The 23,599-nt window shown below is 69.9% G+C and carries 19 protein-coding genes; 7 read left to right on the top strand and 12 right to left on the bottom strand.

The genetic code is table 11. The annotated features are described in order from the left end of the window. Positions 1 to 35: 35 nt before the first annotated feature. The 3 genes from AC6JA9_RS37525 to fliB are packed head-to-tail and all read left to right on the top strand — an operon-like array spanning position 36 to position 5,151. The gene (locus AC6JA9_RS37525; RefSeq protein WP_497958581.1) at positions 36 to 3,617 is read left to right on the top strand and encodes a TIGR02266 family protein; all 3,582 of its coding nucleotides are present in this window, start codon (positions 36 to 38) and stop codon (positions 3,615 to 3,617) included. Positions 3,618 to 3,635: 18 nt separating this feature from the next. Then, on the top strand, positions 3,636 to 3,875 hold the full coding sequence (locus tag AC6JA9_RS37520) for a ClpX C4-type zinc finger protein (protein WP_223782701.1): 240 nt from the start codon (positions 3,636 to 3,638) through the stop codon (positions 3,873 to 3,875). A gap of 13 nt (positions 3,876 to 3,888) precedes the next feature. Then, complete coding sequence (fliB, locus tag AC6JA9_RS37515) at positions 3,889 to 5,151, top strand: flagellin lysine-N-methylase (RefSeq protein WP_497958580.1); 1,263 nt, start codon at positions 3,889 to 3,891, stop codon at positions 5,149 to 5,151. 26 nt (positions 5,152 to 5,177) lie between these two features. On the opposite strand, the gene AC6JA9_RS37510 is transcribed toward fliB, so the two are convergent. Then, positions 5,178 to 5,798 (bottom strand): DsbA family oxidoreductase, encoded by a 621-nt coding sequence (locus AC6JA9_RS37510; protein ID WP_223746928.1) that lies wholly within the window; start codon positions 5,796 to 5,798, stop codon positions 5,178 to 5,180. A gap of 220 nt (positions 5,799 to 6,018) precedes the next feature. On the opposite strand from AC6JA9_RS37510, the gene AC6JA9_RS37505 reads away from it, so the two are divergent. Next, complete coding sequence (locus AC6JA9_RS37505; protein ID WP_223746929.1) at positions 6,019 to 8,052, top strand: alpha/beta hydrolase family protein; 2,034 nt, start codon at positions 6,019 to 6,021, stop codon at positions 8,050 to 8,052. Between the two features lie 194 nt (positions 8,053 to 8,246). Here AC6JA9_RS37505 and AC6JA9_RS37500 read toward each other — a convergent pair whose 3' ends face one another. From AC6JA9_RS37500 to AC6JA9_RS37450, 11 genes are all read right to left on the bottom strand, one after another. Then, complete coding sequence (locus AC6JA9_RS37500) at positions 8,247 to 9,572, bottom strand: type II toxin-antitoxin system HipA family toxin (RefSeq protein WP_497958579.1); 1,326 nt, start codon at positions 9,570 to 9,572, stop codon at positions 8,247 to 8,249. A 3-nt stretch (positions 9,573 to 9,575) separates the two neighbouring features. Continuing rightward, the gene (locus AC6JA9_RS37495) at positions 9,576 to 9,821 is read right to left on the bottom strand and encodes a helix-turn-helix domain-containing protein (RefSeq protein ID WP_408889020.1); all 246 of its coding nucleotides are present in this window, start codon (positions 9,819 to 9,821) and stop codon (positions 9,576 to 9,578) included. A 471-nt stretch (positions 9,822 to 10,292) separates the two neighbouring features. Further along, positions 10,293 to 10,601, bottom strand: a complete 309-nt coding sequence (locus AC6JA9_RS37490; protein WP_408889021.1) for a hypothetical protein — start codon at positions 10,599 to 10,601, stop codon at positions 10,293 to 10,295. Positions 10,602 to 10,622: 21 nt separating this feature from the next. Beyond that, on the bottom strand, positions 10,623 to 10,901 hold the full coding sequence (locus AC6JA9_RS37485) for a hypothetical protein (protein WP_141332695.1): 279 nt from the start codon (positions 10,899 to 10,901) through the stop codon (positions 10,623 to 10,625). Positions 10,902 to 10,962: 61 nt separating this feature from the next. Then, complete coding sequence (locus AC6JA9_RS37480) at positions 10,963 to 11,670, bottom strand: DUF4142 domain-containing protein (protein ID WP_497958578.1); 708 nt, start codon at positions 11,668 to 11,670, stop codon at positions 10,963 to 10,965. A gap of 428 nt (positions 11,671 to 12,098) precedes the next feature. Then, positions 12,099 to 13,853: a peptidase MA family metallohydrolase gene (locus tag AC6JA9_RS37475; RefSeq protein WP_223746931.1), complete on the bottom strand. Its 1,755-nt coding sequence runs from the start codon at positions 13,851 to 13,853 to the stop codon at positions 12,099 to 12,101. 11 nt (positions 13,854 to 13,864) lie between these two features. After that, positions 13,865 to 17,008 carry a DUF4175 family protein gene (locus AC6JA9_RS37470; RefSeq protein ID WP_248543010.1) on the bottom strand — a complete coding sequence of 1,048 codons (3,144 nt, stop codon included), beginning with the start codon at positions 17,006 to 17,008 and terminating at the stop codon, positions 13,865 to 13,867. A gap of 446 nt (positions 17,009 to 17,454) precedes the next feature. Further along, positions 17,455 to 18,000 carry a MarR family winged helix-turn-helix transcriptional regulator gene (locus AC6JA9_RS37465; RefSeq protein WP_223747243.1) on the bottom strand — a complete coding sequence of 182 codons (546 nt, stop codon included), beginning with the start codon at positions 17,998 to 18,000 and terminating at the stop codon, positions 17,455 to 17,457. A 278-nt stretch (positions 18,001 to 18,278) separates the two neighbouring features. After that, the gene (locus AC6JA9_RS37460; RefSeq protein WP_408889024.1) at positions 18,279 to 19,991 is read right to left on the bottom strand and encodes a dipeptidase; all 1,713 of its coding nucleotides are present in this window, start codon (positions 19,989 to 19,991) and stop codon (positions 18,279 to 18,281) included. A 158-nt stretch (positions 19,992 to 20,149) separates the two neighbouring features. Next, positions 20,150 to 20,503, bottom strand: a complete 354-nt coding sequence (locus AC6JA9_RS37455) for a ComEA family DNA-binding protein (RefSeq protein ID WP_248543008.1) — start codon at positions 20,501 to 20,503, stop codon at positions 20,150 to 20,152. Then, the gene (locus AC6JA9_RS37450; RefSeq protein WP_194869429.1) at positions 20,500 to 20,748 is read right to left on the bottom strand and encodes a hypothetical protein; all 249 of its coding nucleotides are present in this window, start codon (positions 20,746 to 20,748) and stop codon (positions 20,500 to 20,502) included. Before AC6JA9_RS37450 ends, AC6JA9_RS37455 begins: the two co-directional genes overlap by 4 nt. Before the next feature lie 310 nt (positions 20,749 to 21,058). Here AC6JA9_RS37450 and AC6JA9_RS37445 point away from each other — a divergent pair, with 310 nt between their 5' ends. The 3 genes from AC6JA9_RS37445 to AC6JA9_RS37435 all read left to right on the top strand — a co-directional run bounded on the left by AC6JA9_RS37445 (position 21,059) and on the right by AC6JA9_RS37435 (position 23,475). Further along, positions 21,059 to 21,955 carry an MBL fold metallo-hydrolase gene (locus AC6JA9_RS37445; protein ID WP_223782694.1) on the top strand — a complete coding sequence of 299 codons (897 nt, stop codon included), beginning with the start codon at positions 21,059 to 21,061 and terminating at the stop codon, positions 21,953 to 21,955. A gap of 193 nt (positions 21,956 to 22,148) precedes the next feature. Then, positions 22,149 to 22,610, top strand: a complete 462-nt coding sequence (locus AC6JA9_RS37440) for a carboxymuconolactone decarboxylase family protein (protein WP_223746936.1) — start codon at positions 22,149 to 22,151, stop codon at positions 22,608 to 22,610. After that, the gene (locus AC6JA9_RS37435; RefSeq protein WP_223782693.1) at positions 22,597 to 23,475 is read left to right on the top strand and encodes a sigma-70 family RNA polymerase sigma factor; all 879 of its coding nucleotides are present in this window, start codon (positions 22,597 to 22,599) and stop codon (positions 23,473 to 23,475) included. Before AC6JA9_RS37440 ends, AC6JA9_RS37435 begins: the two co-directional genes overlap by 14 nt. The last annotated feature ends 124 nt before the right edge of the window (positions 23,476 to 23,599 follow it).

The following is a 23,599-nucleotide window of genomic DNA, read 5'->3' as shown; positions in this document are numbered from 1 at the left end:
GAGAAGGGGGCGGTGTACCGCGATGGTGGTGCGTTATGGATCAAGGCAGGCGCACCACGGACCGGAAGGCAGTCGGTCTGTTGGTGAAGCTCAAGCATGAAAGCGTGGGGAGCTTCGCGGAGGAGTTCGCCACCAACCTGAGCCCGGGCGGGATGTTCATCCGCTCGCGCACCCCGCAGCCCGTGGGGACACCCGTCAAGTTCGAGGTGCAGATCGCCGGAGGCGTGCGCGTGCTGCGCGGCACCGCCGACGTGCGCTGGGTCCGTGAAGTGGGAGACCCCGCGGGGCCTCCCGGCATGGGGCTCCAGTTCCACGAGCTGGACCCGGCCAGCCGCGCGCTGGTGGACATGATGCTCCTGCAGCGCAAGCCGGAGGCCCCCGCGGCCGTCGTCTCGCCGCTGCCCGCCATCGCCCCGTCCGTCGCGCCGCTGGCCCCCTCCATCGCGCCGGCTGTCGCGCCCGTGCAGGCCCGGCCCGCACCCGCGCCCGTGGCGAAGCCCGCCGCGGCGCCTCGTGGGCCCGCGCTGGACTCGCTGTTCGATGACCTGGATGCGCCGGCGTCTCCGGGGCTCGACGAGCCCTTCGACTTCTCCCCGCCGCCCGCCGCGCCCGCTGATGACGTGGACATCCCGCTCGAGGAGCTCATCGCGAGCACGCCGCCCCCGCCCGCCGCGCCGCTGATGGACGAGCCGCTGCCCGGGTTCGAGCTGTCGCTCGACGAGGCGCCGCTCGCGCAGGGCGAGATGCTCGATGAGGCGCCCATCGAGGTCGGCCTCTCCGTGGAGGACGAGTCGTCCTCGTCGGCGCGCCCCAGCGGCCCGATGGAGTTCGACCTCGACATGTCCGAGGCCACCGGGGCTCCGGCGCCTTCCGCCGCGAAGCCCAAGGGGGGCGCACCCGAGTTCGACCTGGACTTCGGTGACGCGGTGGAAGAGACGCCCGCGCGTCCCACCGCCGCCGCGAAGCCCGCGGGTGGCGCGTTCGAGTTCGACTTCAGTGACGTGGTGGAGGAGGCGCCCGCGCCGCCGCCTCCGCGCCCCAGTGCGCCGCCTCCGCCCGCCGCCGCGAAGCCCGCGGGTGGCGCGTTCGAGTTCGACCTCGATTTCAGTGATGCGATGGAGGAGACGCCCGCGCCGCCGCCTCCGCGCCCCAGTGCGCCGCCTCCGCCCGCCGCCGCGAAGCCCGCGGGAGGTGCGTTCGAGTTCGACATGGACCTGAGCGACGCGATGGAGGAGGCCCCCGTCGCGCCGCCGCCTCTTCGTGCCAGCGCGCCGCCTCCGGCTCGTCCCGCCGCCGCAGCGAAGCCCGCGGGGGGCGCGTTCGAGTTCGACCTGGACCTGAGCGATGCGGTGGAAGAGGCCCCGGTCTCTCCGCCTCCGCCTCCTCGTCCCAGCGCTCCGCCTCCCGCCGCCGCGAAGCCCGCCGGAGGTGCGCTCGAGTTCGACCTGGACCTGAGCGACGCGGTGGAGGAGGCCCCGGCCGCGCCGCCCCCGCGCCCCGTCGCGCCGCCTCCTCCTCCCGCCGCCGCCGCCGCGAAGCCTCGCGGTGGTGGCAGCCTGGAGTTCGACCTGGACTTCAGTGACGCGGTGGAGGAGCTGCCTCCCGCCGCGCCGCCTCCGACGCGCACCTCACCGCCGCCGCCTCCCTCCTCGGCTCGCCCGGCGGGCGGCGTCGAGTTCGACCTGGACCTGTCGGGCATGGGCGGCAGCGCGCCTCCGGGCGTGGCTGCTCCCCGCGCGCCCGTGGCCCAGGCCCGGCCTCCGCCGCCCCCGCCTCCGGCCGCGTTCCAGCCGCCTCCCGCGCCCGCGGCTCCGTCACTGCCCAACGTGCGCCGCGAGGCCCCCAGGGCTCCCGAGCCGGTGGGGACTCCCACGGTGCTGACGCCGGCCGCCCCCAAGGCCGCGCCCGTCGCGCCCGCGCTCGACGAGCGGGGTCTGCCCAGGACGGTCTTCCTCCCGCCGCCTCCGCAGATCGCCGGCACGGGCCCCGTCATCGGCATCGACCTGGGCACCACCAACTCGTGCGTGGCGCTCCTGTCCAACGGCCGCCCGGTCGTGCTGCGCTCGCGCGAGGGCTACAACACGATTCCGTCGGTCATCTCGCTCAACGCGCAGAACAAGCTGCTCGTCAGCCACCGCGCGAAGAACCAGCTGGTGCTGCGCCCCCAGCACACCATCTACGGCGCGAAGCGACTGGTGGGCCGGCCCTACGACAGCGCCGTGGTGAACCAGGTCCGCGAGCGCTTCCACTACGACATCGTCCCGGACGCGGCGGGCCGCGCCGCCGTGCGGCTGATGGACAGCGTGCTCTCGCTCGAGGAGGTGCAGGCCATCATCCTCCGCGAGTGCAAGGAGATGGCGGAGGCCCACCTCAACCAGAAGGTGGAGCGCGCGGTGGTGACGGTGCCCGCGTACTACTCCGAGCCGCAGCGTGAGGCCGTGCGCAAGTCCGGCATCCTCGCGGGCCTCAAGGTGGAGCGCATCCTCAACGAGCCCACCTCCGCGGCGCTCGCCTACGGCCTCAACCGCGAGCTCAACAAGCGCGTCCTCGTCTACGACCTGGGCGGCGGTACCTTCGACGCCACCATCCTCAAGATTGAGAAGAACGTCTTCGAGGTGCTCGGCACCGGCGGCGACATCTTCCTGGGCGGTATCGACTTCGACAACCTCATCGTCGACTTCCTGCTCAAGCGCTTCCAGGAGAAGGAGGGCCTGGCGTTCAACGGCGACGGCATCGCGCTGTCCCGCGTGAGCGACGCCGCCGAGCGCGCGAAGATGGCCCTCTCCGAGCGCGCCAGCTTCGAGGTCCACATCCCGATGTTGATGATGGACGACTCGGGGCGGCCTCGGGATTTGCGCGTGGTGATGACGCGGCAGGAGCTGGAGAAGATCTGCGACCCGCTGCTCAGCCGCACCGTGGACGTGGTGCGCGACGTGCTCCTGGACGCGAAGCTGAAGGCGGCCGAGGTGGACGACATCATCCTCGTGGGCGGCATGAGCCGCATGCCGCTGGTGCGCGACAAGCTCAAGGGCCTGTTCGGCAAGGGGCCGCAGGCGAGCGTCAACGCGGACGAGGCCGTGGCGCTGGGCGCGGCGCTGTACTCGGGCTCGGTGGACAAGGTGAGCAGCGTGGTGCTCATCGACGTGCTGCCCATGACGGTGGGCATCGCGATGCCCGGTGGCGCCTTCAAGCGCGTCATCGAGCGCAACAGCCCGCTGCCCGCGCAGCGCTCGTTCGCGCTGAGCACGTCGAAGGACAACGAGGAGGTCCTCGAGCTGTCCATCTTCCAGGGCGAGGACAACCACATCTCCGCCAACGAGTACCTGGGCACCGTGCGCATCGAGGGCCTGCCCCGAGGGCCGAAGGGCTCGGTGCGCGTGGCCGTCACCATCAAGCTCGATTCGGAGTGCGTGCTGCACGTCGAGGCGCGCGAGTACTCCACGCGCAAGGAAGTGAAGGCCACGCTGGCCACGCGCTACTCGCCGGAGGAGCTGCAGAAGCAGCTGCAGGTGAGCAAGGAGTCGGTGAAGGCCGCCGAGGAGCGCCGTGGCGCGGACCTGAAGGAGCGCGCTGGCGGATTCTGGGGCTTCGTGAAGAAGGCGCTGGGCCGGAAGTAGCCTGTGAGGAATGGGGAGATGAAAGGACCGTACGTCTCGAATCAGCCCACGCCGGCCCGGCGGCGCTGCTCGTTCTGCGGCGCCCTGGCGCATCAGGTGGGGCGGCTGCAGGCGGGCATGGGGAGCGCCGCCATCTGTGATGCGTGTGTGGTGCGGCTGTTCGCGACGCTGGACCGCGAGGCCTTCTCCGTGACCGCGCCGCCCGTGTCGGGTGACGCGGTGGTGGTGGGGCTGCGGGGCGGCTCGGACGACGCCTGAGCTCGAAAGGTCCATGTCCGCCACGGCTCCCCGGTATCTGACGCGCTTCCAGTGTCTGGCGGACACGTGTGAGGACACGTGCTGCGCGGGGCTCGTGGTGCCGGTGAGCGACGCGCGGTGGAAGGTGCTGCGCGACGCGGTGGCGGGAGGACCGGACGCGGCGCGGGTCGCGGCGCTCGTGCTGCCCGACCCGGGCAGCGGCGTGGGCGCGGAGGCCGCGTACATCGCGAAGCGCGAGGACGGGCTGTGCTCGTTCCTCGATGCCCGGAGGTTGTGCTCGTTGCATCGCGCGTATGGCGAGGCGGTGTTGCCGGATGCGTGCGCGGTGTTCCCTCGCGTGGCCACGCGCAGGGCAGGGCGGTTGGAGGTGACGGGCTCGTTCGGTTGCCCGGAGGTCGTGCGCCTGTGCCTGCTCGCGGAGGACGCGCTGGAGCCCGTGCCGGTGGACGCGTCGCTGGCGGCACGGCCCGAGCTGGCGCGAGCGCTGGGCGGAGAGGACGCGGCCGACGCGTGGACGTGGCATGCGGCGCGGGTGCGTGAGGTGGCGCTACGCATCCTGGAGCGACGCGAGTACCCGTATGCCTCGCGGCTGTTCATGCTGGGGGAGCTGGCCCGGCGGCTCGGGGCCTTCTACTTCCGGGGGACGGAGGCGTTTCGAGACGAAGCACTGCTCCTCTCGACGCTCTCTGACTTCGAGGCACCGTCGACGCTGGACGCGCTGCACGCGATGGTGTCCTCGGTGCGACTGCCCGGCGGCCCGTGGGCCGGCATCTGCGGCGCGGTGCTGCGCGCGCGCATCGACGGCGTCCGGGGCGCGCGGTTCCAGGCGTGGGCCCGCGCCATCCAGGCGTCCTACGGTGGTCCGAGCGCCGCGCCGGACGACGTCTGGGCCCAGTACTCCGAGCGACGCGCCCGACTGGAGCCCGTGCTCGGCGAGCGCATCGAGCAGTACTTCCGTCACCACGCGGTGAACCACTGGCTGCGCAACCCGTTCACCGACAGCCCCTCGGTGATGGACTCCGTCTTCAAGCTGACCCTGCGCGCCGCGATGCTGCGCTGGGCGCTGTTCGGACATCCCGAGGTCGTGGCGCTGTGTGAAGACCCCACACCGAGCGATGCCCGTGCGCGCCTCGACGCCGCGGCCGTGGAGTGCTTCCAGCTCAGCGCGAAGCACCTGGAACAATCACCCGAGCTGCACGACCTCGCGCAGGGGCTCTCCGGTGGCGCGGGACCCGACTCGCTCCCGCGCATGCTCGTGCTGCTCCAGGGCATGTAGCGAGCGCGAGTCGCCCCGCGCCCACCTCACGTCGTCGCGCGAGGCTTCGCGCCCAGCCGCTCCATCGCCTGCTTGAACACGGCGTAGTCCTGCGCGCCCTGGATGCCGAAGCGCTCACCCAGCACGAACGTGGGCACCGCGCTGACGCCCATCTCCTGCGCCGCGCGCACCGCGTCCTCCACCACCTTCGCGAACTCGCCGCCCTCCACCGCGCGCTGGAGCGCGTCCGCGTCCAGCCCCACCTCCTCGGCCGCGCCCCGGAGCGTCTCCCACTGCCAGAGGTCCTGACCCTCGCTCCAGTACCGACGCAGGATGGCCGCGTGGTACGGCTCCAGCTTGCCCTGCGTCCTCGCGTACTCCGTGGCCTGGTGCGCCCGCCGCGTGGAAGGAATCACGTCCCGGTCCACCATCTTCAGCCCCGCCTGCGCCGCGCGGACCTTGAGGGGGTTGTTCGGGTCCTTCATCTTCTCTCGGATGTGCGCGGGCAGGGGCAGCCCCTCCGGCGGCGTCTCCGGGCGCAGGAAGAAGGGCTGCCAGTCCACCTGGATATCGAACTCCTGCTGGAGCTTCTTGACCTCCTGGAGACCGACGTAGCACCAGGGACACACGAAGTCGGACCAGACACGCACGCTGACGGGTGGGCTCATGCCCCTCTCACTAACCGGACTGGCGCGTCACGTCATGGCTTCCGCTCCCGGGAAGTCCCGACCCCACTTTCCATGACGCGCCGGGCATACGGGCGCCCCTCGCATGTTCCGACGCCCCAAGGTGGACAGCGCCCGGAGGAGCGGGCACGGTCCACCCCCGAAAACCCCGCCCGAGCGCTCGCCTGGATGGACGCGCGCGGGCCCACCCCAGGAGGACACCTTGCCGCTGTCGCTTGTCGCGGCCCTGGCCCTCGCCGCCACCCCGGCGCCGGCCAAGACCCAGCCGTTCAACCACCACGACATGATTTCGATGCGCCGGCTGAGCAACCCGCGCGTCTCTCCCGACGGGACCCAGGTCGCCTACGTCCTGCGCTCCACGGATTTGGAGGCCAACCGCGGCCGCACGGACTTGTGGCTCGTCGGCGTCGACGGGAGCGCCCCGCGCCAGCTCACCTCGCACCCGGACGCGGACTCGGACCCCACCTGGGCCCCGGACGGCAAGAGCCTCTTCTTCCTGTCCTCGCGCGGCGGCTCCTCCCAGGTGTGGCGCCTGCCCATCGACGGCGGCGAGCCCACCCAGGTGACGAAGCTCCCCCTGGACGTCGGCACCTTCCGCCTGTCCCCGGACGGCGCGCGGCTGGCCGTGTCCATGGAGGTGTTCCCCGACTGCGCTGGTCTCGACTGCAACACCCAGCGCGAGGCGGAGCGCTCCAAGCGCAAGGCCACCGGCCGCACCTACGACAAGCTCTTCGCGCGTCACTGGGACACGTGGAAGGACGGCCGCCGCTCGCACATCTTCGTCGTCCCCGTGGCCGGCGGCACGCCCGTGGACCTGATGAAGGGCATGGACGCGGACGGCCCCACCAAGCCCTTCGGCGGACCGGAGGAGTACACCTTCACGCCCGACGGCAAGAGCGTCGTCTTCACCGCGCGCGACGTGGGCCGCACCGAGTCCTGGTCCACGGATTTGGACCTCTTCGTCTCCCCCATCGACGGGAAGGCCAGGCCGCGCAAGCTCACCGAGAAGAACCGCGCCACCGACACCAGCCCCGTCTTCAGCCCGGACGGCAAGTCGCTCGCGTACCTGGCCATGTCCCGCCCCGGCTACGAGGCGGACCGCTACCGCGTCATCGTGCGCGCGTGGCCCGGCGGCCAGGAGCGCGTGCTCGCCGAGGATTGGGACCGCTCCGCCGGCGGCCTCGCCTGGAGCCCCGACAGCAAGACGCTGTTCGCCACCGCGGGCCACATCGGCCAGCAGCCCCTGTTCGCGCTCGACGTGGCCTCGGGCAAGGTGCGGCAGATTACGAAGGACGGCACGGACGACTCGCCGCAGCCGGCCGCCGGCAACCGCCTGGTCTACGTGCACGATGACCTGGACTCGCCCGCGGACCTGTTCGTCATCAACCAGGACGGTACGGGTACCAAGCAGCTCACCCAGGTGAACCAGGACACGCTCGCGCGCGTGCGCTTCGGCGGCTTCGAGCAGTTCGAGTTCCCGGGCTGGAACAACGAGACGGTGCGCGCCTACGTGGTGAAGCCGGTCGACTTCGACCCGAAGCGCCAGTACCCGCTGGCCTTCCTCATCCACGGCGGACCGCAGGGCTCGTTCGGCAATCACTTCCACTACCGATGGAACCCGCAGGTGTACGCGGGCCGCGGCTACGTGGCGGTCATGGTCGACTTCCACGGCTCCACCGGCTACGGGCAGGCCTTCACCGACGCCATCCGCGACGACTGGGGCGGCAAGCCGCTCGAGGATTTGCAGAAGGGCCTGGCCGCCGCGCTGCAGCGCTACCCGTTCATCTCCAAGGAGAAGAAGTGCGCGCTGGGCGCCAGCTACGGCGGGTACATGATCAACTGGATTGCCGGCAACTGGGCGGACGGCTTCAAGTGCCTGGTCAACCACGACGGCATCCTGGATGAGCGCATGGGCTACTTCGACACCGAGGAGCTGTGGTTCCCGGAGTGGGAGCACAAGGGCACGCCCTGGGAGAACCCCGAGGGCTACCGCAAGCACAGCCCCATCGAGCACGTGGGCAAGTGGAAGACGCCGATGATGGTGATTCACGGCGGCCAGGACTTCCGCGTGGTGGAGACGCAGGGCCTGGGCACCTTCACCGCGCTCCAGCGCCGCGGCATCCCCTCCAAGCTGCTCTACTTCCCGGAGGAGAACCACTGGGTGCTGCGCCCCGCCAACAGCCTGCAGTGGCACGACGAGGTGCTCGGCTGGCTGGACCAGTGGACGCGCAACTAGGGCGTGTTCGCCAATAGGGTGATGCTGCCCGGCTCCGAGGAGGCATGAGCCGGGGAGAATTCACCGACACGCAATGGGAGAGACTGGTCGGCCTGCTGCCACCGCAGCGGCCGGCCAGGGCGACCGAAGAAAGACCCTCGGCTTGTGCTCGACGGGATGCAGGAGCCGCTGACGCTCAGCAAGGCCTGACGTCATCACAGCCCATTCTTCGCGGCATTGGCTGCCTTGCGCAGTCCCTCCAGTATTGGCTCGCTGACGTCGCTTGGGAAGTCGCGAGGAAGCGAAGTGAGCACCTCGTCGATGACTCGAGGGGTTCTCTCGAGGGTCTCAGCAAAGAGCTGGCGAGCGGAGGTTCCAAGTCCACACTGGCGCGCGGTGTCGAGCCAATGGGTCATACGAATCTCCTTCCATTTGTAGTGCCGATTGGTTCCGAAGACAGCCATCGCCATCTTCACCTTATGTGGCGAGAGCTGATTCTGTTTCCGCCCAAGGAGTGGGTAGGCGGAGAGAACATCGTACCTTGGCGTCAACCGGAAGCGGCCCTCTGCCTCAATGAAGACGCTGAAGTTCTTGGCGTGACCATCGATGGCGCACAGCAACCAGAAGAGGAACTGCGTCCGGAGGAATTCGTCGCGATCCTCAAGGGCCGTGCTTGACCCAAGGAGTACTTTGAGGATCTCGCGGATGCCAGGCCCCCCATGTTGTTCGTACTTCTTTCCGGGAGGGGTTCCCGTCACCTGACAGAAGTCTTCTTGCGGCAGGCGCATGATCCAGGAGCTATCTCGTGCCAGACGACGATCAAAGCGCTCCACGACGAGGACTCGCTGCCCGGCGAAGGTCTTGATTTCGCACGGAGCGCAAGGCAGGCCATAGTGACGTAGGAACTGCGCGCAGAGCCATTCGTTCTCTACCGAGGCGGAGAGATCAATCCCGGAAGAATCGAGTGAGGCCATCGGGAGTTTGAAGATGTGCGTGGTGGGGGTAGTGCCCTCTGGTACCCACCATTTATTGTCGTGCCAGAGGAGCGCGGTCTTCTCCTGGGCACCGGCCAGGGAGATTCGGAAGTCGTCATCGTCCTGTGCGCCCATCGTGGGCGTGCGCACTCGGGCGAGAATCTGTCCGACCTCTGCTTCGTTGATCGGACGACCTTGGATGAGACGGACGTCTGGAGGTGATGCGTCCGGTCGAAGGAGTTGGACCGCTCCAACACAGTCACGGCCTACCTCTTCGAGCAAGTCGAAGGACGACGTCGACGAAACGCCGAAGCGGCTCATCATCCGCCTTCGGATTTCGTCGCTGTCCGGCAACAGGTTGTCGAAGAAGGGTTGTACGACCTTCGTCCTGTAGGGCTCGCCCGCGGGGCGCAGCGGCATCGATAGCGACAACGGACGGGCGTTGGGCGATTGGCTCCAATCGTCAAGGTAGTCGAAGCGATGCTCGCCCTGTTCGACCGTCCATCTGCCCACGCACTCGCCATTCATCCACACGTCAAGGGCACGCGTCTTCGAAGGTCGTGCCATGCCCTACCACTCCGACGGCGTCTTCTGGGGAGCCCTGTCGCGGAGTGCGAACTCGACATTCAGACCCGCGAGGATCTGGAAGAGGCGATCGACTCCCATCCGCTCCGGGGACGTCTCCGCGTGCGAAATCGCCTTCTGGGTGAGCCCCAGGCGGGACGCCAACTGGTCCTGCGTCAGCCCGCGCATCCGACGATAGCCACGCAGGACGGCGCCCAACTGGGCGGGGGTTTGAGCAGAAAAGGTAATCATGATTCCTCCACGCGGATAACCGAAAAATATGCCGCATCGGGGATATTGCCAGAATATCCCCTCCAAGGGATATGACCTCATTATCCCACGAAGGGGATAATCGACGGCCCCAATAAACCGGTTTGCAGGAGGGGGAAACACGCCCCGAATCAGTGCGTAAGAGGTAGGGGCGCCCTGTCGAGGGGAAGTGGGGCTGAGGAGGACCGCCCAAGCAAAGCTCCCGGCCGGTGGACAGGTCGCTTGGACCCTTGGGCTCACGCCTGCCAGGCCGCGCTCCCACATGTGCGCGACGGGCGCCGGGTTGAAGGCGGTGCGCGAGCTGCTTCCCTCACTGACGATGTCCGATTCGACGGTGGGCAACTCCACTCGGTGGAGGCCCTCCGGAACAGGACTTGCGCCTGGGCGCCCGACGCCAACCGCCACCTCGTACCCATTCGCTGGGCCTTCACCCGGGTGTCGCCGAGGAGCGCGCTACATCCCGAGGTTGCGCTTGTCGGTACCGCTGTCGAAGTCGCCCTTCTGCTCGATGAGCGACTTGTAATAGTCGTACTTCTGCGCCTCGGTCATCGGGCCTGTGGGGCCGATTGCCCCGGTCGGCTCGGATCTGATGTTCGTCGGCGTCTTCGGCTTCTGGGATTCGAAGCTGCTTGAGGAGTCGCCCAGCGTCTGCATGGGAGAAGGCCGCGACGCGTCCGGCTCGCAATGCGGCGTGGGCAACTTCTCCTCGGTCTTGGGCTGCTGGACGAACCGCTTGAGGGAGGCAGCGCTTCGGATGCTCATGGTGGAGTCGCCCTGCAGGCTTCAGGGGACGACGAAGCACTCGTCGATGCAGTGCTCCAGGTACTCCGAACAGCTCCGGTCCGAGATGCAGTCGGCACACTCGGCCACGCGCTCGCGCCGCTCGTCGGAGTCGCGGTCGTCGACCCAGTCGTTGATGCGGTCCGCGCACTTGCCCGTGTCGTCGCTGCCCGGGAAGCACTCCTTGCGGAGGTCACAGATGGTGTCGGCGTTGCTGGAGCAGCCGGTGAGCACCGCTCCGAGCGCCACCAGGGTCGTCACTGCGAGGGTTCGGATGGACATGACGTGGTGTCCTACCGCACCCAGTGACGTCCTGGAATAGCCCTCGGAGCGGCGTGCGGGACTAGTTCTTCTTCGTCCCCATGTCGCCGTGGCCCGCGTGGTCCTTGTTGCCAGCCGGAGCGGGCGAGGCGCCGGAGCCGCCCACGGCCATGCCGTCATCCAGCTTGCCCAGAATCTGCCAGGCCTGCTCGCGGTGGGCGGGGACCTTCTGGGTGAGCTCGGTGAACATCGCCGTCAGCTCGGGGCTGGCCGAGGGCATGCCCTGCCGCGCGGCGAGCACCTTGCCGAGCACGGCGTCATGGTCGCCCACCTGGGTCGCCATGTAACAGGAGTCGAAGGGCGCGCCCTGGAGGACGGTGAGCTCCTCCATCGTGGCCTTGTCCTGGGCCATCATCTTCTTCTCCACGTCGTTCATGGCCTTGGGCATGTCCGAGAGCTTCAGGCCCTTGCTCTTCGCATAGGCCATGAGCTTCTCGTCCATGGCGGTGTGGTCCTTGACCATCATCTCGCCAAAGGAGCGCACCTCGGCGTTCTGGGAGTTCTTCTGCGCGAGCTGGCCCGCCTGGATTTCCTGCTGGTTGGCGTAGTGCAGCCGCTCCAGCAGGGCCTTCTCATCGGTGGGGGCCATGAAGCCGCGGTACTCGGCCATGCCCTTCTGCGTCGTCGAGGGCTTCATGGCGGGCGCCGCCGACGCGCCGCTCTGCGCGAGCGCCGCGCCACCGGTGAACAGGGAGACCGCGAGGGCAAGGCCAGAAAGGGTGCGCTTCATGTGGACTGCTCCTTTCACGTCGGGAATCCAGCACTGTCGGGCCGCGGGCACGCACCTTGGGCCAACGCGTGGTCCGCGGTGCGCAGCGCGGCGCGGGTCCGTGCGACAGCGCACGAACGCCGATGAGGACGTGGGGCAGTCAACGCTGGGACTGTACGGGTGTCGGACCAGAGGTGTCGGGTGCCTCACTTCCCCGGCGTGAAGCTAGGCACCCCCTGACAGGTCGGCTGCGCGCGCACAGGCCCGCTCGCTCCCCGGCCCGACGGGCGCGAGGGGCGTGCGGGGTGGCCCGCGTTCGCGGGCGACAGGCTCCTTCGACAACGGCCTGCGTCGAGGGCGGGCCGCCTTCAGCGGTTGGCGTCGGAAGCGCTCGAGGGCAAGAGCGCCTTCAGCAGCCGGCGTCGGGCGCGCTCGAACGCAGAGCGCCTTCAGCGGCCGGCGTCGGGTGTGCTCGCGGCGGGAGCGGCGGGCGCCTTGGGCTTGTCGCCGCCGGAGGCGGGCACGCTGGTGCCGGACAGCTCCGCCTCCTCCTGGAGGAACCTGCGCGCCAGCTCGTCCACCTCTTCGGGCTTCAATCCCGTGAGCACCGCCGTCGCCGTCTTCGCGCGGCCCGCCAGCTCCGCCTCGCCGAGCGCGCCGTGGATGCGCGTGAGCGCCACGTGGATCTCCGGGTCGAACGGGTCCGACGCGAGCGCCTCCAGGTACGCCGTCTTCGACTTCGGGTAGTCCTTGCGGTGCAGGAGGATGCGGCCCAGGTGCACGTTGGTGGCGGGCGCGCCGGGGTGCACGCGCAGGCTGCCGCGCAGCACGCTCTCCGCCTCGTCCAGGCGCTTGAGCTCCAGGAGCGTCAGCGCGTACTTGTTGGAGACGGACTCGTACTTGTCGCCCACCAGCTTGTGCGCCTTGGCGTACTCCTCGGCGGCGGCCTTCACCCGGTTGCGCTCGCGCAACAGCTCCCCCAGGTGCGCGAACTTGCGCGCGGGGACCTCCTGCACCTCGTTGAAGTCACCGAAGGAGATTTCACGGCCCTTCTTCTCGCCGTCCTCCTTCACCTTGCCCTTGGCGTCCTCCTTCAGCACCACGCGGTCGTCGCGCGGCACCAGCTCCATGGGGAAGGGCTGCTTCTTGATGTGGGAGAGCCAGGCCTTCTCGAACAGGCCGAACGGCATGCCCATGGCCGTCTCCACCGCCTTCTTGTCGGACTGGCCGGCCTTGAGCCCCTGCACCACGGCGCGCAGGCCCGCGGCGCCCTTGGACTGGTGCACGTAGTCGATGGCGTAGAACACCTCGGCGAACGCGGTGGCCGCGTCCTCCGCGGTGGGCAAGAGCGCGATGGACGGGTGCATCTTCTCGAACGGGATGAGCTTGTCCGCCTTCACGCGCTTGCCGAGCAGCGCCTGCGTGGAGGGCGTCATCGCCAGGCCCGCCTTGCCGCGCCAGCGCGACTCCAGGAACTTGGCCAGGCCCTCGTGCAACCAGATGGGCACCGTGTTGCGGCTCATCTGGCTGACGACGAGGTGGATGTACTCGTGCGCCAGCGTGTCCTGCCAGTCGTAGCCCTGCGCCACCGCCTTGGGGCTGGTCACCATCAGCTTGTTGAACTTGCAGATGGCGATGGTGCCCGTGGTGCGGATCTGCTTCTCGGTGAGCGTGCTGACCTTGGCCAGCTCGCGCGCGTTGTTCACCACCTCCACGCGAATCTTGCCGCCCGGAGGCGTCCAGCCCAGGTCCTCCGCCATGGCGCGGTGGATGGCCTCCAGCGTCTCCAGCGCGTACGGCACCAGCACCGCCTCCTTCCCCTTGGGGTAGAGGAAGATGAAGTGCTCGCTCTCCGCGCGCTGGTGGTTCTTGACGATGTCGCGCGTGTCCTTGGCCAGCCGCAGGTAGCTGCCCGGCTTGTCCTCGATGTTGGCGCCCTGCAGCAGGCCCACCGCGTCGTCGTAGCGGCCCTCCTCGAAGGCCACGCGGCCCTGGTAGTACTTCAGGGGCTCCACGTCGGCGGGAATCAGCGCCTCCACCTCGGACAGCTCGCGCCGGGCGCCCGGCACGTCCCAGTCATCCAGCGCCGACTCCACCTGGCCCAGGCGCGTCTTCACCTCGTCCTTGAGCGAGGACTCCTGCGCGAAGGCGGGCATGGCCGCGCACAGGCCCAGCGCCAGCACCAGCGCTCCCCAGTGATTCATCCGGGCGTCCCTCACTTCACCAGCTCCTCGTAGTAGCGCTTCACCTGCTCGCGGTACTTCTCCGGCGCGCCCTGCTTCATCGCGTCCAGCAGGTCCTTGCGGAACTCCTTGGGCGCCTGGAAGGCGTCCTCGTCGGGCAGTTCCACCTGGTCCTTGGGGTCTCGTCCGGACTGGCCCTGCTTGCGCCCGCTCATGCCGCCCGGCAGCGGCAGCCCGCCCTTCCTGCCCTTCTGGCCCTGCTGCATCTGCTGCTGGAACTGCTTCAGGCCCTCGAGCGCCGCCTGCTGCTCGCCGTAGCCCCGGCCCGGGTCCTTGCCCTGCATGCGCTGGGCGGCCTCGCCCATGCGCTGGCCCACGCCCTCCATCTGCTGCGCGGCCTCCTCGCCGAACAGGGGCGCGGTCTGCTCCATCTCCTCCATCTGCTGGCGCAGCCCCTGCGCGCGCTGCTCCAACTGCTGCTGCTGCTGGGCGAGCTGCTGCAGCTGCTGCTTCTCCTGCTGGGACAGCTGCGAGCCGGGAGGCGGGAAGAGGTTCTGGAGCTGGCGATTGACGTCCTGCACGTTGCGCGCATCGCGGTCCAGGCGCTGGGCCAGCTCAGAGGACTGCTGGCGCACCTCGGGCGGGTTGCCGAACATCTCGTCGAGCTGCTTCTGCTGCTCGCCCATGCCGGCCAGCTGTCGGGCGGCGTCCTCGGCGCGGGCGGCGGCCTCGGCGGCCAGGTCGAAGTCGTTCACCTTCAGCGCGTTCTCCACGTTGGACAGCTCCGACTGGGCCTCCTCCAGCGGGCGCGCGGCGCGGCTGTTGAGGTGCTCCGGGTTGAGCTTGTCGTAGCTCTGCTGGGCCTGCTGCACCTTGCGCAAGAGCTCGTCCTTGATGGCCTCGCCGCGCTGGGAGAGCTTCTCCTTGTTCTGCGCCCGGGCCTGGTCGCGCAGCTGGCGCGTCTGCTCCGCCACGCGCTGCTGCTCGTCGACGGTGCCCTTGAGCTCCTCCATGAACTTGCCGAACTTCTCGGCCAGCTCCGGGTACTGCTCGCCGCCGAACTCCTCGTTGGCGTCGTCCAGGCCCTTGAGCATCTCGTCCATCTGCATGCCCAGCTCCTGCAGCTTCGCGAGCGCCTCGTCCGTCTTGCCCTCGCGCATCAGCTTCTCGACGTCGTCCAGGGCGGACTGCAGGTCCTGCTCCTTCATCATCTCCGACAGGGCCTCGGCGTTGAGGTGCTCGTCGCGGATGCCCTTGCGCATCTCCGCCATGCGCTGCATCAGCTCCTGGATGCGCGCCTTGAGCTGTTGAATCTGCTCCATCACCGCCTGGCGCGCGGCCTCGTCCGGGTTGGCCTTGAAGTCCTCGATGAGGCGCGACAGCTCGCGGCGCTCGCCGGCCAGCTGCCTGGCCATCTCCTGCAGCGCCTCCAGCTTCTGCCGGTCCAGCAGCGCCTCCAGGTAGAGGATGTCCTTCTCCAGCTCGGTAATCTCCTCCGTCACCACGGCGGTGAGGCGGTTGCCGGTGCCCCAGTCCTCGCCGCGCGAGCGCTGGGTGCGCAGGAACAGGCGGCGGAAGTCCGCGGTGCCGTTGATGTGGCTGCCCAGCGACTCGGAGATGTTGGCCAGCGCGGAGACCAGCTCGGTGGGGACATCGCGCTCGCGCGACAGCGTCTGCGCCAGGGTGCGCATGTCGGTGATGAGCTGCTGGCCGCTGGTGTCCACCGCGCCCGCGGCGGCGATGGCCTGCGCGTCCTTCTGCTTCGCGCGGTCAGGCCCCTCCAGGCGGTCCGCCAGGTGGTCCACCATGCGGCCCCAGAGCTGCTCGGCCTTCTCCAGCGCGGCGCGGTGGTGCTCGGCGGCGGAGTAGATGCGCAGCACGTGCGTGCGGCTGACGCCCTTCTTGGGGCCCTCCACCGCGTCGTTGTCCTGCGCCTCCACGAAGTACGTAATCCGGTCACCCGCGTCGACCTTGAGCGAGCCCAGGTCCCACGTGTACGTGTCGCGGCTCCGCCGGCCGTCCTCGCGTCGGAGCGGCACGCGCGTGTCCTGCTGCGCGCCGGGCGTGCGGAAGACGAGCGACAGGCCGGACAGGCCGTAGTCGTCGGTGGCCTCGTACTTGAGCGTCACCTTCTGGCCGGGGTCCACCTCCAGCTCCGCGGCGGGCGTCAGGAGCGACACCTGCGGCGCCTTGTCCGCCTCCACGGTGAGGGGGATGTCGGGGCCCACGGCGATGGGCTTCTCGCGCGTGCCGTAGAAGGCGAAGCGGTAGTGGCCGCCCTGCTTCGCGACGAAGGTGCCCGTCAAATCCCGGTTGCCCGTCACCTGGAGGGGCAGCGCCTCGCCGTTGATGACCAGCTCCGCGCGCTCCACGGGGCGGTCCGAGCGCGTCTTGATTTGAATCTCCGTGCCGGCCGGGGCGCTCACCGCGCCGTCGGTGCCGGGGACGGTGCGCTGGGACAGGCCGGTGTACGCGGGGTAGCGGTACGTCAGCTCGATGTCGCCGGTAATCGGCTCCACCTGGGCCTTGGCCTCGGGCGTCTTCGCCGTGTCGAGCACGCGCTTGACGCCCGCGGCCCACTTCTCGCCGAACAGGCCCATCACCAGCGCGAGCAGCAGCAGCACGCCGCAGGCGGCCAGGGCGGTGCGCTGCGCGGGGCGCGAGTCGACGACGGAGCGCGCGTCCACGGTGCGCACGCGCGTGTCCATCTGCTGGAGGAAGGCCTGGGCCAGCTCGGGCGAGCCGTTGGCGTGCGCGCCGTCCTCGCGCATCAGCTCCACGGCGGCGAGCACGTCCAGGGACAGCTCCGGGCGGCGCTCACCGACGAGCCGCGCGGTGAGCGTGTCATCCCCCACGCGGCGGCGCGCGAGCCACAGCCCGAAGACACACGCCAGCGCCACGCCCACCGGCAGCGCCAGGCCCAGCAGGCTGCCGCCCAGGCGCGGCGCCCACAGGCCCAGCAGGCCTCCGCCCACCCACAAGACGCACGCGGCCAGGAACCCCAGCGCGGTGCCCTGCAGCCACAGGTAGCGCCGCTGGCGCTGGCGCACGGAGGCCAGGAGCGCCCGGACCCCTTCGCCTCGCGAGCGCCGGCCCCTCGACGCGGGGGCGGACGGAGGGGGAGGTGGCGGGGGCGGCAGCTCGGGGCCTGGGCTCTGCGGGGTGTCGAGATTCACGCTGTCCTGTCCGCTCGTTCGCGAGGCAACCCCCGACAGGGGTGCCTATTTCCCGATTCTCTAGCAACGTCCGACGCGCCGCGAGGAGCTTGGACACGTCGATTTCGCTCGGGACGCGGCGAGGGTGTCCGACGCACGAAGGACGCGGCCGACGGAGGGTCCGGGAGGCAACGCGCGAGGGCCGTGCCCTTCGTCCCGACGGGGCGCGCCAAGTGCCCGTCATGACTCGGAAGCGGGCCAGGGCTCGGGGCTCGGATGCGCCCTGGGGCACGGGATGGCGAGCACCTCGTCTGGCGGGCAGGCGGGGGAGCGGCCCACGCACGAACGGGAAGGGACGGAGGCGCCTCGCCGCGCTCGAGCCACGCGGGGGCCATTCACTCCGGAGGGGCGGCGCCGAGGTTCTCGGCCCGCGAGGGGGGCGGGCCGTGACGCTGCTCGGCGACGGACTACTTGCGGACCTCTTCCTTGCGCGCCTCGTCCGCGCCCATCTCCACCTCGGACGGCTGCAGCCCACCCAGCTCCTGCGCGAGCGCGGTGAGCACGTCCTGGGTGGCGAGGATGCGCGAGCGCGACAGCCGCCCGAGCACGCGCTGCACGGCGGACTCGACGGTGCCCTCGGAGGGGATGTCGAGCGAGCGCCCCGCCTCGGTCAGCGCGAACAGCGCCTTGCGCCCGTCGAGCGGATCCGACTTGCGCTCCAGCAGGGCGCGCTTCTCCAGCCGCTTGAGGACACCCGTCAGCGTGCTGGGGTGGACGTGGAGGATCTGCGCGAGCGTCCCCGCGGTGATGCCGGGGAAGCGGCCCACCAGCCGGATGACCAGCCGCTGCGGACCCGTCAGGCCCAGCGTCGACTCCATCCGCTTCGAGGTGGACTGGAGCCCGTGGTCCACGGCCCACAACAGCCGCATGAACTCGAGCACTTCGCCGAGGGGCGGCCCCTTGAGCCGCTCGCCTTCGTGAGGTTCCGGTTCCCCGGTGGCCGCGTCCTTCATGCCTTCATCTTCCTTCACCTGCCGTCTCCCTGTCTCTGCCATGTCCATGGAGCCGCGGGAGGTGTCCAATCCTCAGGGTCCCCCGCCGCCAGATGGCGTTGTCTATCAGTCACTGAGGACAGAAGGGTGGGGCTTTCGTGCCCCGGCCCCGCAGGACCCCTCAGGGGAGCGCCCGGCCGCCCACCCCGCCAGGTGGGAGCCGGAGCGCCGGATTCCTCGGCGGGCACTCCGGAACATGGGAGGCCCGAGGCCCTCCCCGGGAGGGGAGGGTGGGGCGCTCAGGGCGCGGGCGCCACGGTGGGCTTGGGGGCGGCCGGGGCGGGGGGCGCCTTGTTGGCGGGCGCGGGGGGAGAAGCGGGCTTGGGCTCCTCGGGCTCGGGCGGCATCTGGATGCTCTTGCCGCGCTCCTGCGCGATGCGCCGGTACCAGCTGTCCGGGTACTTGGGGTGGTTCACCTTGCCCTGCTCGTCGCGGACGTTGCCGTCGATGTACTTCACGAGCAGCGTCTCGCCGAGCTTCCTCCAGCGCGTGTGGACCTTCTCGCCCTGGCTGAGCGAGTACTCGGTGAGGTAGCGCCGGGCCTCCTCGGGGCTGCGCTTGTAGTGCTCCAGCGCGGTGCGCTCGATGTCGGCCTGGTCCGCGAGGAACTGGCCCTCCAGCGCGCCCTGCTCCTTGTGCACGTCCACGGACATGTCGCTCCAGCGCGCGTAGGCCTGGTTGGACACCCAGTTGAACACCCAGAAGGACGAGTCCCAGGAGAAGCTGCCCCGGCTGGCCACGCCCTGGGCGAAGTTGCGCGGCACCTCGCGGATGCCCGCGTACATGGGCGTGTAGACCGTCATGGACGTGTCATCCACGCCGAACCAGAGCACGCCGCCGATGGGGGCGGGCATGGAGGCGCGCATCTGGGCGACGAAGGAGAAGCCCGTCTGCTGCGTGGAGATGGCGCGCTCGTGCACGTACTTCTTGCCATCCACCTCCCACGTCATCGGCCGCCACCGGTACGGCAGGGCGTAGGGGCCCGCGCCCACGTCCTTCGTCATGTCGAGCGGCGTGCCGTCGAAGTGGTCGCGCATCAGCGACATCACGTCCTGCACGGACAACTTCTTGTCGGGCTTCACCCACAGGGGCAGCCGCTTGTTGGGGGCCGAGCCGTCCGCGTACTCCGGCCCGAAGTTCTTCGACGGGGCCGCGCGCCGGAAGATGCTCCACACGCGCGCCTCGGAGAAGCGCTGCCCGCCGAAGTCGAGCGGGTTGTACGTCTGGGCGAAGCTGAAGTCCTTGTCCGCGCCCTTGAACCAGCCCTTCTCGCGCGCGAAGGAGATGACGTCCTTGGAGAAGAGCACGTTCTCCGGGTCGTTCATCGGGAACTGCTCGATGCGCGCCTGGTTGGCGTGCGCGGTGATGTGGCCCTCGGGCAGCTTGCGCGCCACCCACACGGCGCCCTTCTGGCCCGCGCCCTTGCCAATCATCTCCAGCAGCCACGCCTCCTTGGGGTCGGCGATGGAGAAGGACTCGCCGCCGGACGCGTAGCCGTGCTCGGCCACCAGCGTGGTCATGACCTGGATGGCCTCGCGCGCCGTCTTCGCGCGCTCCAGCGCGATGTAGATGAGCGAGCCGTAGTCGACGATGCCGGCGGGGCCCTCCAGCTCCTTGCGGCCACCGAAGGTGGACTCGCCGATGGACAGCTGGTGCTCGTTCATGTTGCCCACGACGGAGTACGTCACCGGGGCCTCGGGGATGCGCCCCAGGTGCTTGCCGGTGTCCCACTCGATGATGTCGCGCTGGGCGCCCGCGGCGTGGCGGCGGGCGGGCGTGTAGTACAGCTCGCCGTAGAGCTCGTGGGCGTCCGCGGCGTACGTCATCAGGGTGGCGCCGTCCGCCGTGGCCCCCTTGTTGACCAGCATGCTGGTACACGCGAGCACGGGCGGAGCGACCAGCGCGGCCGACACGGGCAGCGCGGTGAGCAGTCGGGGCAGTCGTCGGTTCATGGCGGCGGATGCTCTACCAGCCAGGGCCCGGATACAAACGTCCGTTGCGATGCGCCGGGTCGTCCCCGGGCTTGCCCCCTCACCCAGCAGTCGCCGCCCGGGCCACGAAGGGAGAAAACCCGGGCGGCGACCTTTCCCGAAAGAATGGACTCGTTGCGTCAGTTGTTCGTGGCGACCACCTCCTTTCCGTCCGCCGGCATGAGGACCTGCTCCACCCGCAGGGTGGTGGGGCCGTCGAGCGCGAGGTGGGGCTTGAGCTTGAGGAACTTCTTCTTGCCGAAGCCCTTCACCCGCACGAGCTCCTCCACGCGCTGGAAGCGGCGCTTCTCCCGATGCTGGATGATGCGCTGCGCCGCCTTCTCACCGATGCCCGGGAGCAGGTCGAGCTGTGAGGCCGAGGCCTCGTTGAGGTTCACCACGCCCGTGAACTGGTGGCGTGGCCTGGCCGCCTCCGCTGCGTCGGGCCACCCCACCCAGAGGCCCACGAGCAGCGCCGCCCACACGGCCCTCACGAGTGGCCACCCACGGGCGCGGCGTCCAGGCCCACCTCGCCCGCGTAGCGCCCGCCCATGCCCGGGGTCTCGCGCTTCTCCGCCGCCTCCCGCACGTGCAGCTTGCCGTCCAGCGGCAGCACATCCAGCAGCACGTTGAGCGAGCCGTCCTTGTTCACGAACGCGCTGCCCGCCCTCACCCAGATGCTCCCGCCCTTGCCCTCACGAATGGAGAACACCGCCAGTCGCTTCCCCGCCATCAGCATCATCCACCTCCACACTCGACACCGCGCCACCACGGCGCGGACCGCCTCATTCGTTCGACCGCCTGAGGTCGACTCCGGCATGAGCAGCCGTCGTGCCAGCGCGTGCTCCCTCTGGAGAGGTGGTCGCGCCACCGTGCGTGTGCGCGCGAGCCGTCCCACCGCGAGGACGGGCGACGGGACTCCAGCGGCTTCTCGCGAGGCGAGAGCGTCACGGTGGACGTGGGGATGAACCGTGTCGGGGCTCGGGAATGAAATCGCGGGGCGTTTGCTAAGACGCGCCGTGCCGCGTCACCCGCCGTCTGGAGGTTCCATGAAGGCCGTCGCCGCCGTGCTCGTCCTGTTGCCGTGTCTCGCGCTCTCGCAGGAGCGCGACTTTTCCCAGGTGGAGGTGCGCGCGACGCCGGTGGCGGGCAACATCCACCTGCTCCAGGGCGCGGGTGGCAACATCGCCGTCTCCGTGGGGCCGGACGGCCAGCTCATGGTGGACACCGAGTTCGCGCCCCTCGCCGACAAGCTGCGCGCGGCCCTCAAGAAGCTCGGCAGGCAGCGGCTGGCCTATGTGGTCAACACGCACGTGCACAGCGACCACACCGGAGGCAACGCCGCCTTCGGACGCGAGGCGACGCTCATCGCCCACGCCGCCGTTCGCGAGCGCATGTCCAAGCCGAGGACGCGCCGCGGGGAGACACTTCCTCCCGCGCCGGAGCACGCGCGCCCCGTCGTCACCTTTCAACAAGGCCTGAGCCTCTGGTTCAACGGCGAGGAGGTGCGCCTGACGCACCTGCCCGCGGGCCACACGGACGGCGACAGCGTGGTGCTCTTCGTCGGCAGCAACGTCCTGCACACCGGCGACCTCTTCTTCGCGGACCGCTTCCCCGTCATCGACCTGGAGGCGGGCGGCAACGTGGAGGGCTACGTGCGCAACGCGGAGGCGCTGCTCGCGGGCCTGCCTCCCGGCGTGCGCATCATCCCGGGCCACGGACCGCTCAGCGGCCGCGAGGCGCTGGAGCGCTTCGTCGCCATGTTGCGCGAGACGACGACGCTCGTGCGGCGCAAGAAGGTCGCGGGCAAGACGCTGGAGCAGGTGAAGGCCGAGGGCCTGCCGGAGAAGTTCAAGGGCTTCGGCGAGGGGCACGTCAAGACGGACCGCTGGCTGGAGACCGTCTACACGGGCCTGGGCGTGGCGGCGCCGGGCGCGCGTCCCTGAGGGGCCCTTCATCCCCCTCGCCGCTGCCTCGCGAGCAGCCCGGCCCGTCAGGCAGGCCCACGTGGCGCCGGCTGGGGGAGCCAGGCCCGCGCCAGGACTGCTTGGACATTCGAGAGGGCCATGTCACACGGGGCACCGGCTGCGTCGTCCTGGGGCTGGAAGGGCACTTCGCCCCCAGAACGAGGAGCCGCACATGAAGCCCAGGATGAATGCCTTCGCGGTCGCGCCCGACGCCCTCAACCTCATGGTGGATTTCAGCAAGAAGGTGGAGGCCCTGGGCCTGGAGCCGAGCCTCCGCGAGCTCGTGAAGATCCGCTCGTCCCAGATCAATGGCTGCGCCTTCTGCATCCACCTGCACACCCGCGCCGCCCGCGCCCAGGGGGAGACCGAGGAGCGCATCTTCCTGCTGAACGGCTGGCGCGAGTCGCCGCTGTACACCGAGCGTGAGCGCGCGGCCCTGGGCTGGACCGAGGCCCTGACGCTCCTGTCCACGACCCACGCTCCGGATGAGGACTACGCCGCGCTCGAACCCCACTTCACCCCGGAAGAAATCGTGAAGCTGACCCTCCTGATTGGCCTCATCAACACCGCGAACCGGCTCGTGCTCGGCTTCCGCATGGTCCACCCGGTGAGCCCGCGCAGTGAAGCCGCCTGACTCGACGCCCGCGGACGTCTTCGACCCGCTCCGCCCCCGGCTGCTCCGCATCGCCTACCGGATGCTGGGCATCGTCGCGGAGGCGGAGGACGTGGTGCAGGAGGCGTATCTGCGCTGGCATCAGACGGACCGCGAGGCCGTGCGGGACGCCGAGGCCGTGCTCGTCCGCACGGTGACGCGCCTGTGCCTGGATGTCCTGAAGTCCGCGCGCGTCCGGCGCGAGGAGTACGTGGGGACCTGGCTGCCGGAGCCCATCATCGAAACAGTGGAGGGCGATGATTTGACGCTGACCTTGATGATGGCCCTGGAGCGCCTGTCACCCCTGGAGCGCGCCGCGTTCCTGTTGCACGACGTGTTCGGCATGGACTTCGAGCAGGTGGCGAAGGCCCTCGACCGCGCTCCCGCGGCGTGCCGCCAGCTCGCCAGCCGGGCGCGAGCGCATGTGCGGGAGGCCCGGCCCCGCTTCCCCGTGACGGAGGCGAAGGGCCATGAGCTGGCACGGGCGTTCCATGCCGCGTCCCAGAGCGGTGACATGCAGGCGCTCCAGACCCTGCTGGCCCAGGACGCCGTCCTGTATGCCGACGGCGGTGGCAAGGCGAGGGCGATTCCCAATCCCGTCTACGGTCAGGAGAAGCTGCTGCGCTTCTTCCAGGGGGTGTGGCGCGCTCCCGCCGTGAGCTCGGCGCAGCTGGTTCACGAGGGCACCATCGACGGCCTGCCCGCGTACGTCACGGTGGATGCGGAGGGGGTGTTGCAGACCACGGCGTTCGGCATCGAGGACGGCCGCATCGTCGCCATCTATGTCATGCGCAATCCCGACAAGCTGAAGGGCATCCGGCACAGGGTGGTGGGCGAGTCGCCGTAGTGGGGCTCTGACGCGACGAAGGACGCTCCACCGCTCCGTCCTCGTCGTCCTGGGAACCACCCCATCGCTCGCCGCCGAGCCCGCGCGCTCGGGGCCTTTCGCCCGTGGCGGCGCACGCAGGCGC

The organism is Myxococcus sp. MH1 (assembly GCF_059738865.1).
This window is presented reverse-complemented; position numbering and strand designations above follow the sequence as displayed.

Coding starts and splice junctions, on each gene's coding strand:
- AC6JA9_RS37525 (WP_497958581.1), top strand. CDS start 36: ATGGATCAAGGCAGGCGCACCACGGACCGGAAGGCAGTCGGTCTGTTG.
- AC6JA9_RS37520 (WP_223782701.1), top strand. CDS start 3,636: ATGAAAGGACCGTACGTCTCGAATCAGCCCACGCCGGCCCGGCGGCGC.
- fliB (WP_497958580.1), top strand. CDS start 3,889: ATGTCCGCCACGGCTCCCCGGTATCTGACGCGCTTCCAGTGTCTGGCG.
- AC6JA9_RS37510 (WP_223746928.1), bottom strand. CDS start 5,798: ATGAGCCCACCCGTCAGCGTGCGTGTCTGGTCCGACTTCGTGTGTCCC.
- AC6JA9_RS37500 (WP_497958579.1), bottom strand. CDS start 9,572: ATGGCACGACCTTCGAAGACGCGTGCCCTTGACGTGTGGATGAATGGC.
- AC6JA9_RS37495 (WP_408889020.1), bottom strand. CDS start 9,821: ATGATTACCTTTTCTGCTCAAACCCCCGCCCAGTTGGGCGCCGTCCTG.
- AC6JA9_RS37490 (WP_408889021.1), bottom strand. CDS start 10,601: ATGAGCATCCGAAGCGCTGCCTCCCTCAAGCGGTTCGTCCAGCAGCCC.
- AC6JA9_RS37485 (WP_141332695.1), bottom strand. CDS start 10,901: ATGTCCATCCGAACCCTCGCAGTGACGACCCTGGTGGCGCTCGGAGCG.
- AC6JA9_RS37480 (WP_497958578.1), bottom strand. CDS start 11,670: ATGAAGCGCACCCTTTCTGGCCTTGCCCTCGCGGTCTCCCTGTTCACC.
- AC6JA9_RS37475 (WP_223746931.1), bottom strand. CDS start 13,853: ATGAATCACTGGGGAGCGCTGGTGCTGGCGCTGGGCCTGTGCGCGGCC.
- AC6JA9_RS37465 (WP_223747243.1), bottom strand. CDS start 18,000: ATGAAGGACGCGGCCACCGGGGAACCGGAACCTCACGAAGGCGAGCGG.
- AC6JA9_RS37460 (WP_408889024.1), bottom strand. CDS start 19,991: ATGAACCGACGACTGCCCCGACTGCTCACCGCGCTGCCCGTGTCGGCC.
- AC6JA9_RS37450 (WP_194869429.1), bottom strand. CDS start 20,748: ATGCTGATGGCGGGGAAGCGACTGGCGGTGTTCTCCATTCGTGAGGGC.
- AC6JA9_RS37445 (WP_223782694.1), top strand. CDS start 21,059: ATGAAGGCCGTCGCCGCCGTGCTCGTCCTGTTGCCGTGTCTCGCGCTC.
- AC6JA9_RS37440 (WP_223746936.1), top strand. CDS start 22,149: ATGAAGCCCAGGATGAATGCCTTCGCGGTCGCGCCCGACGCCCTCAAC.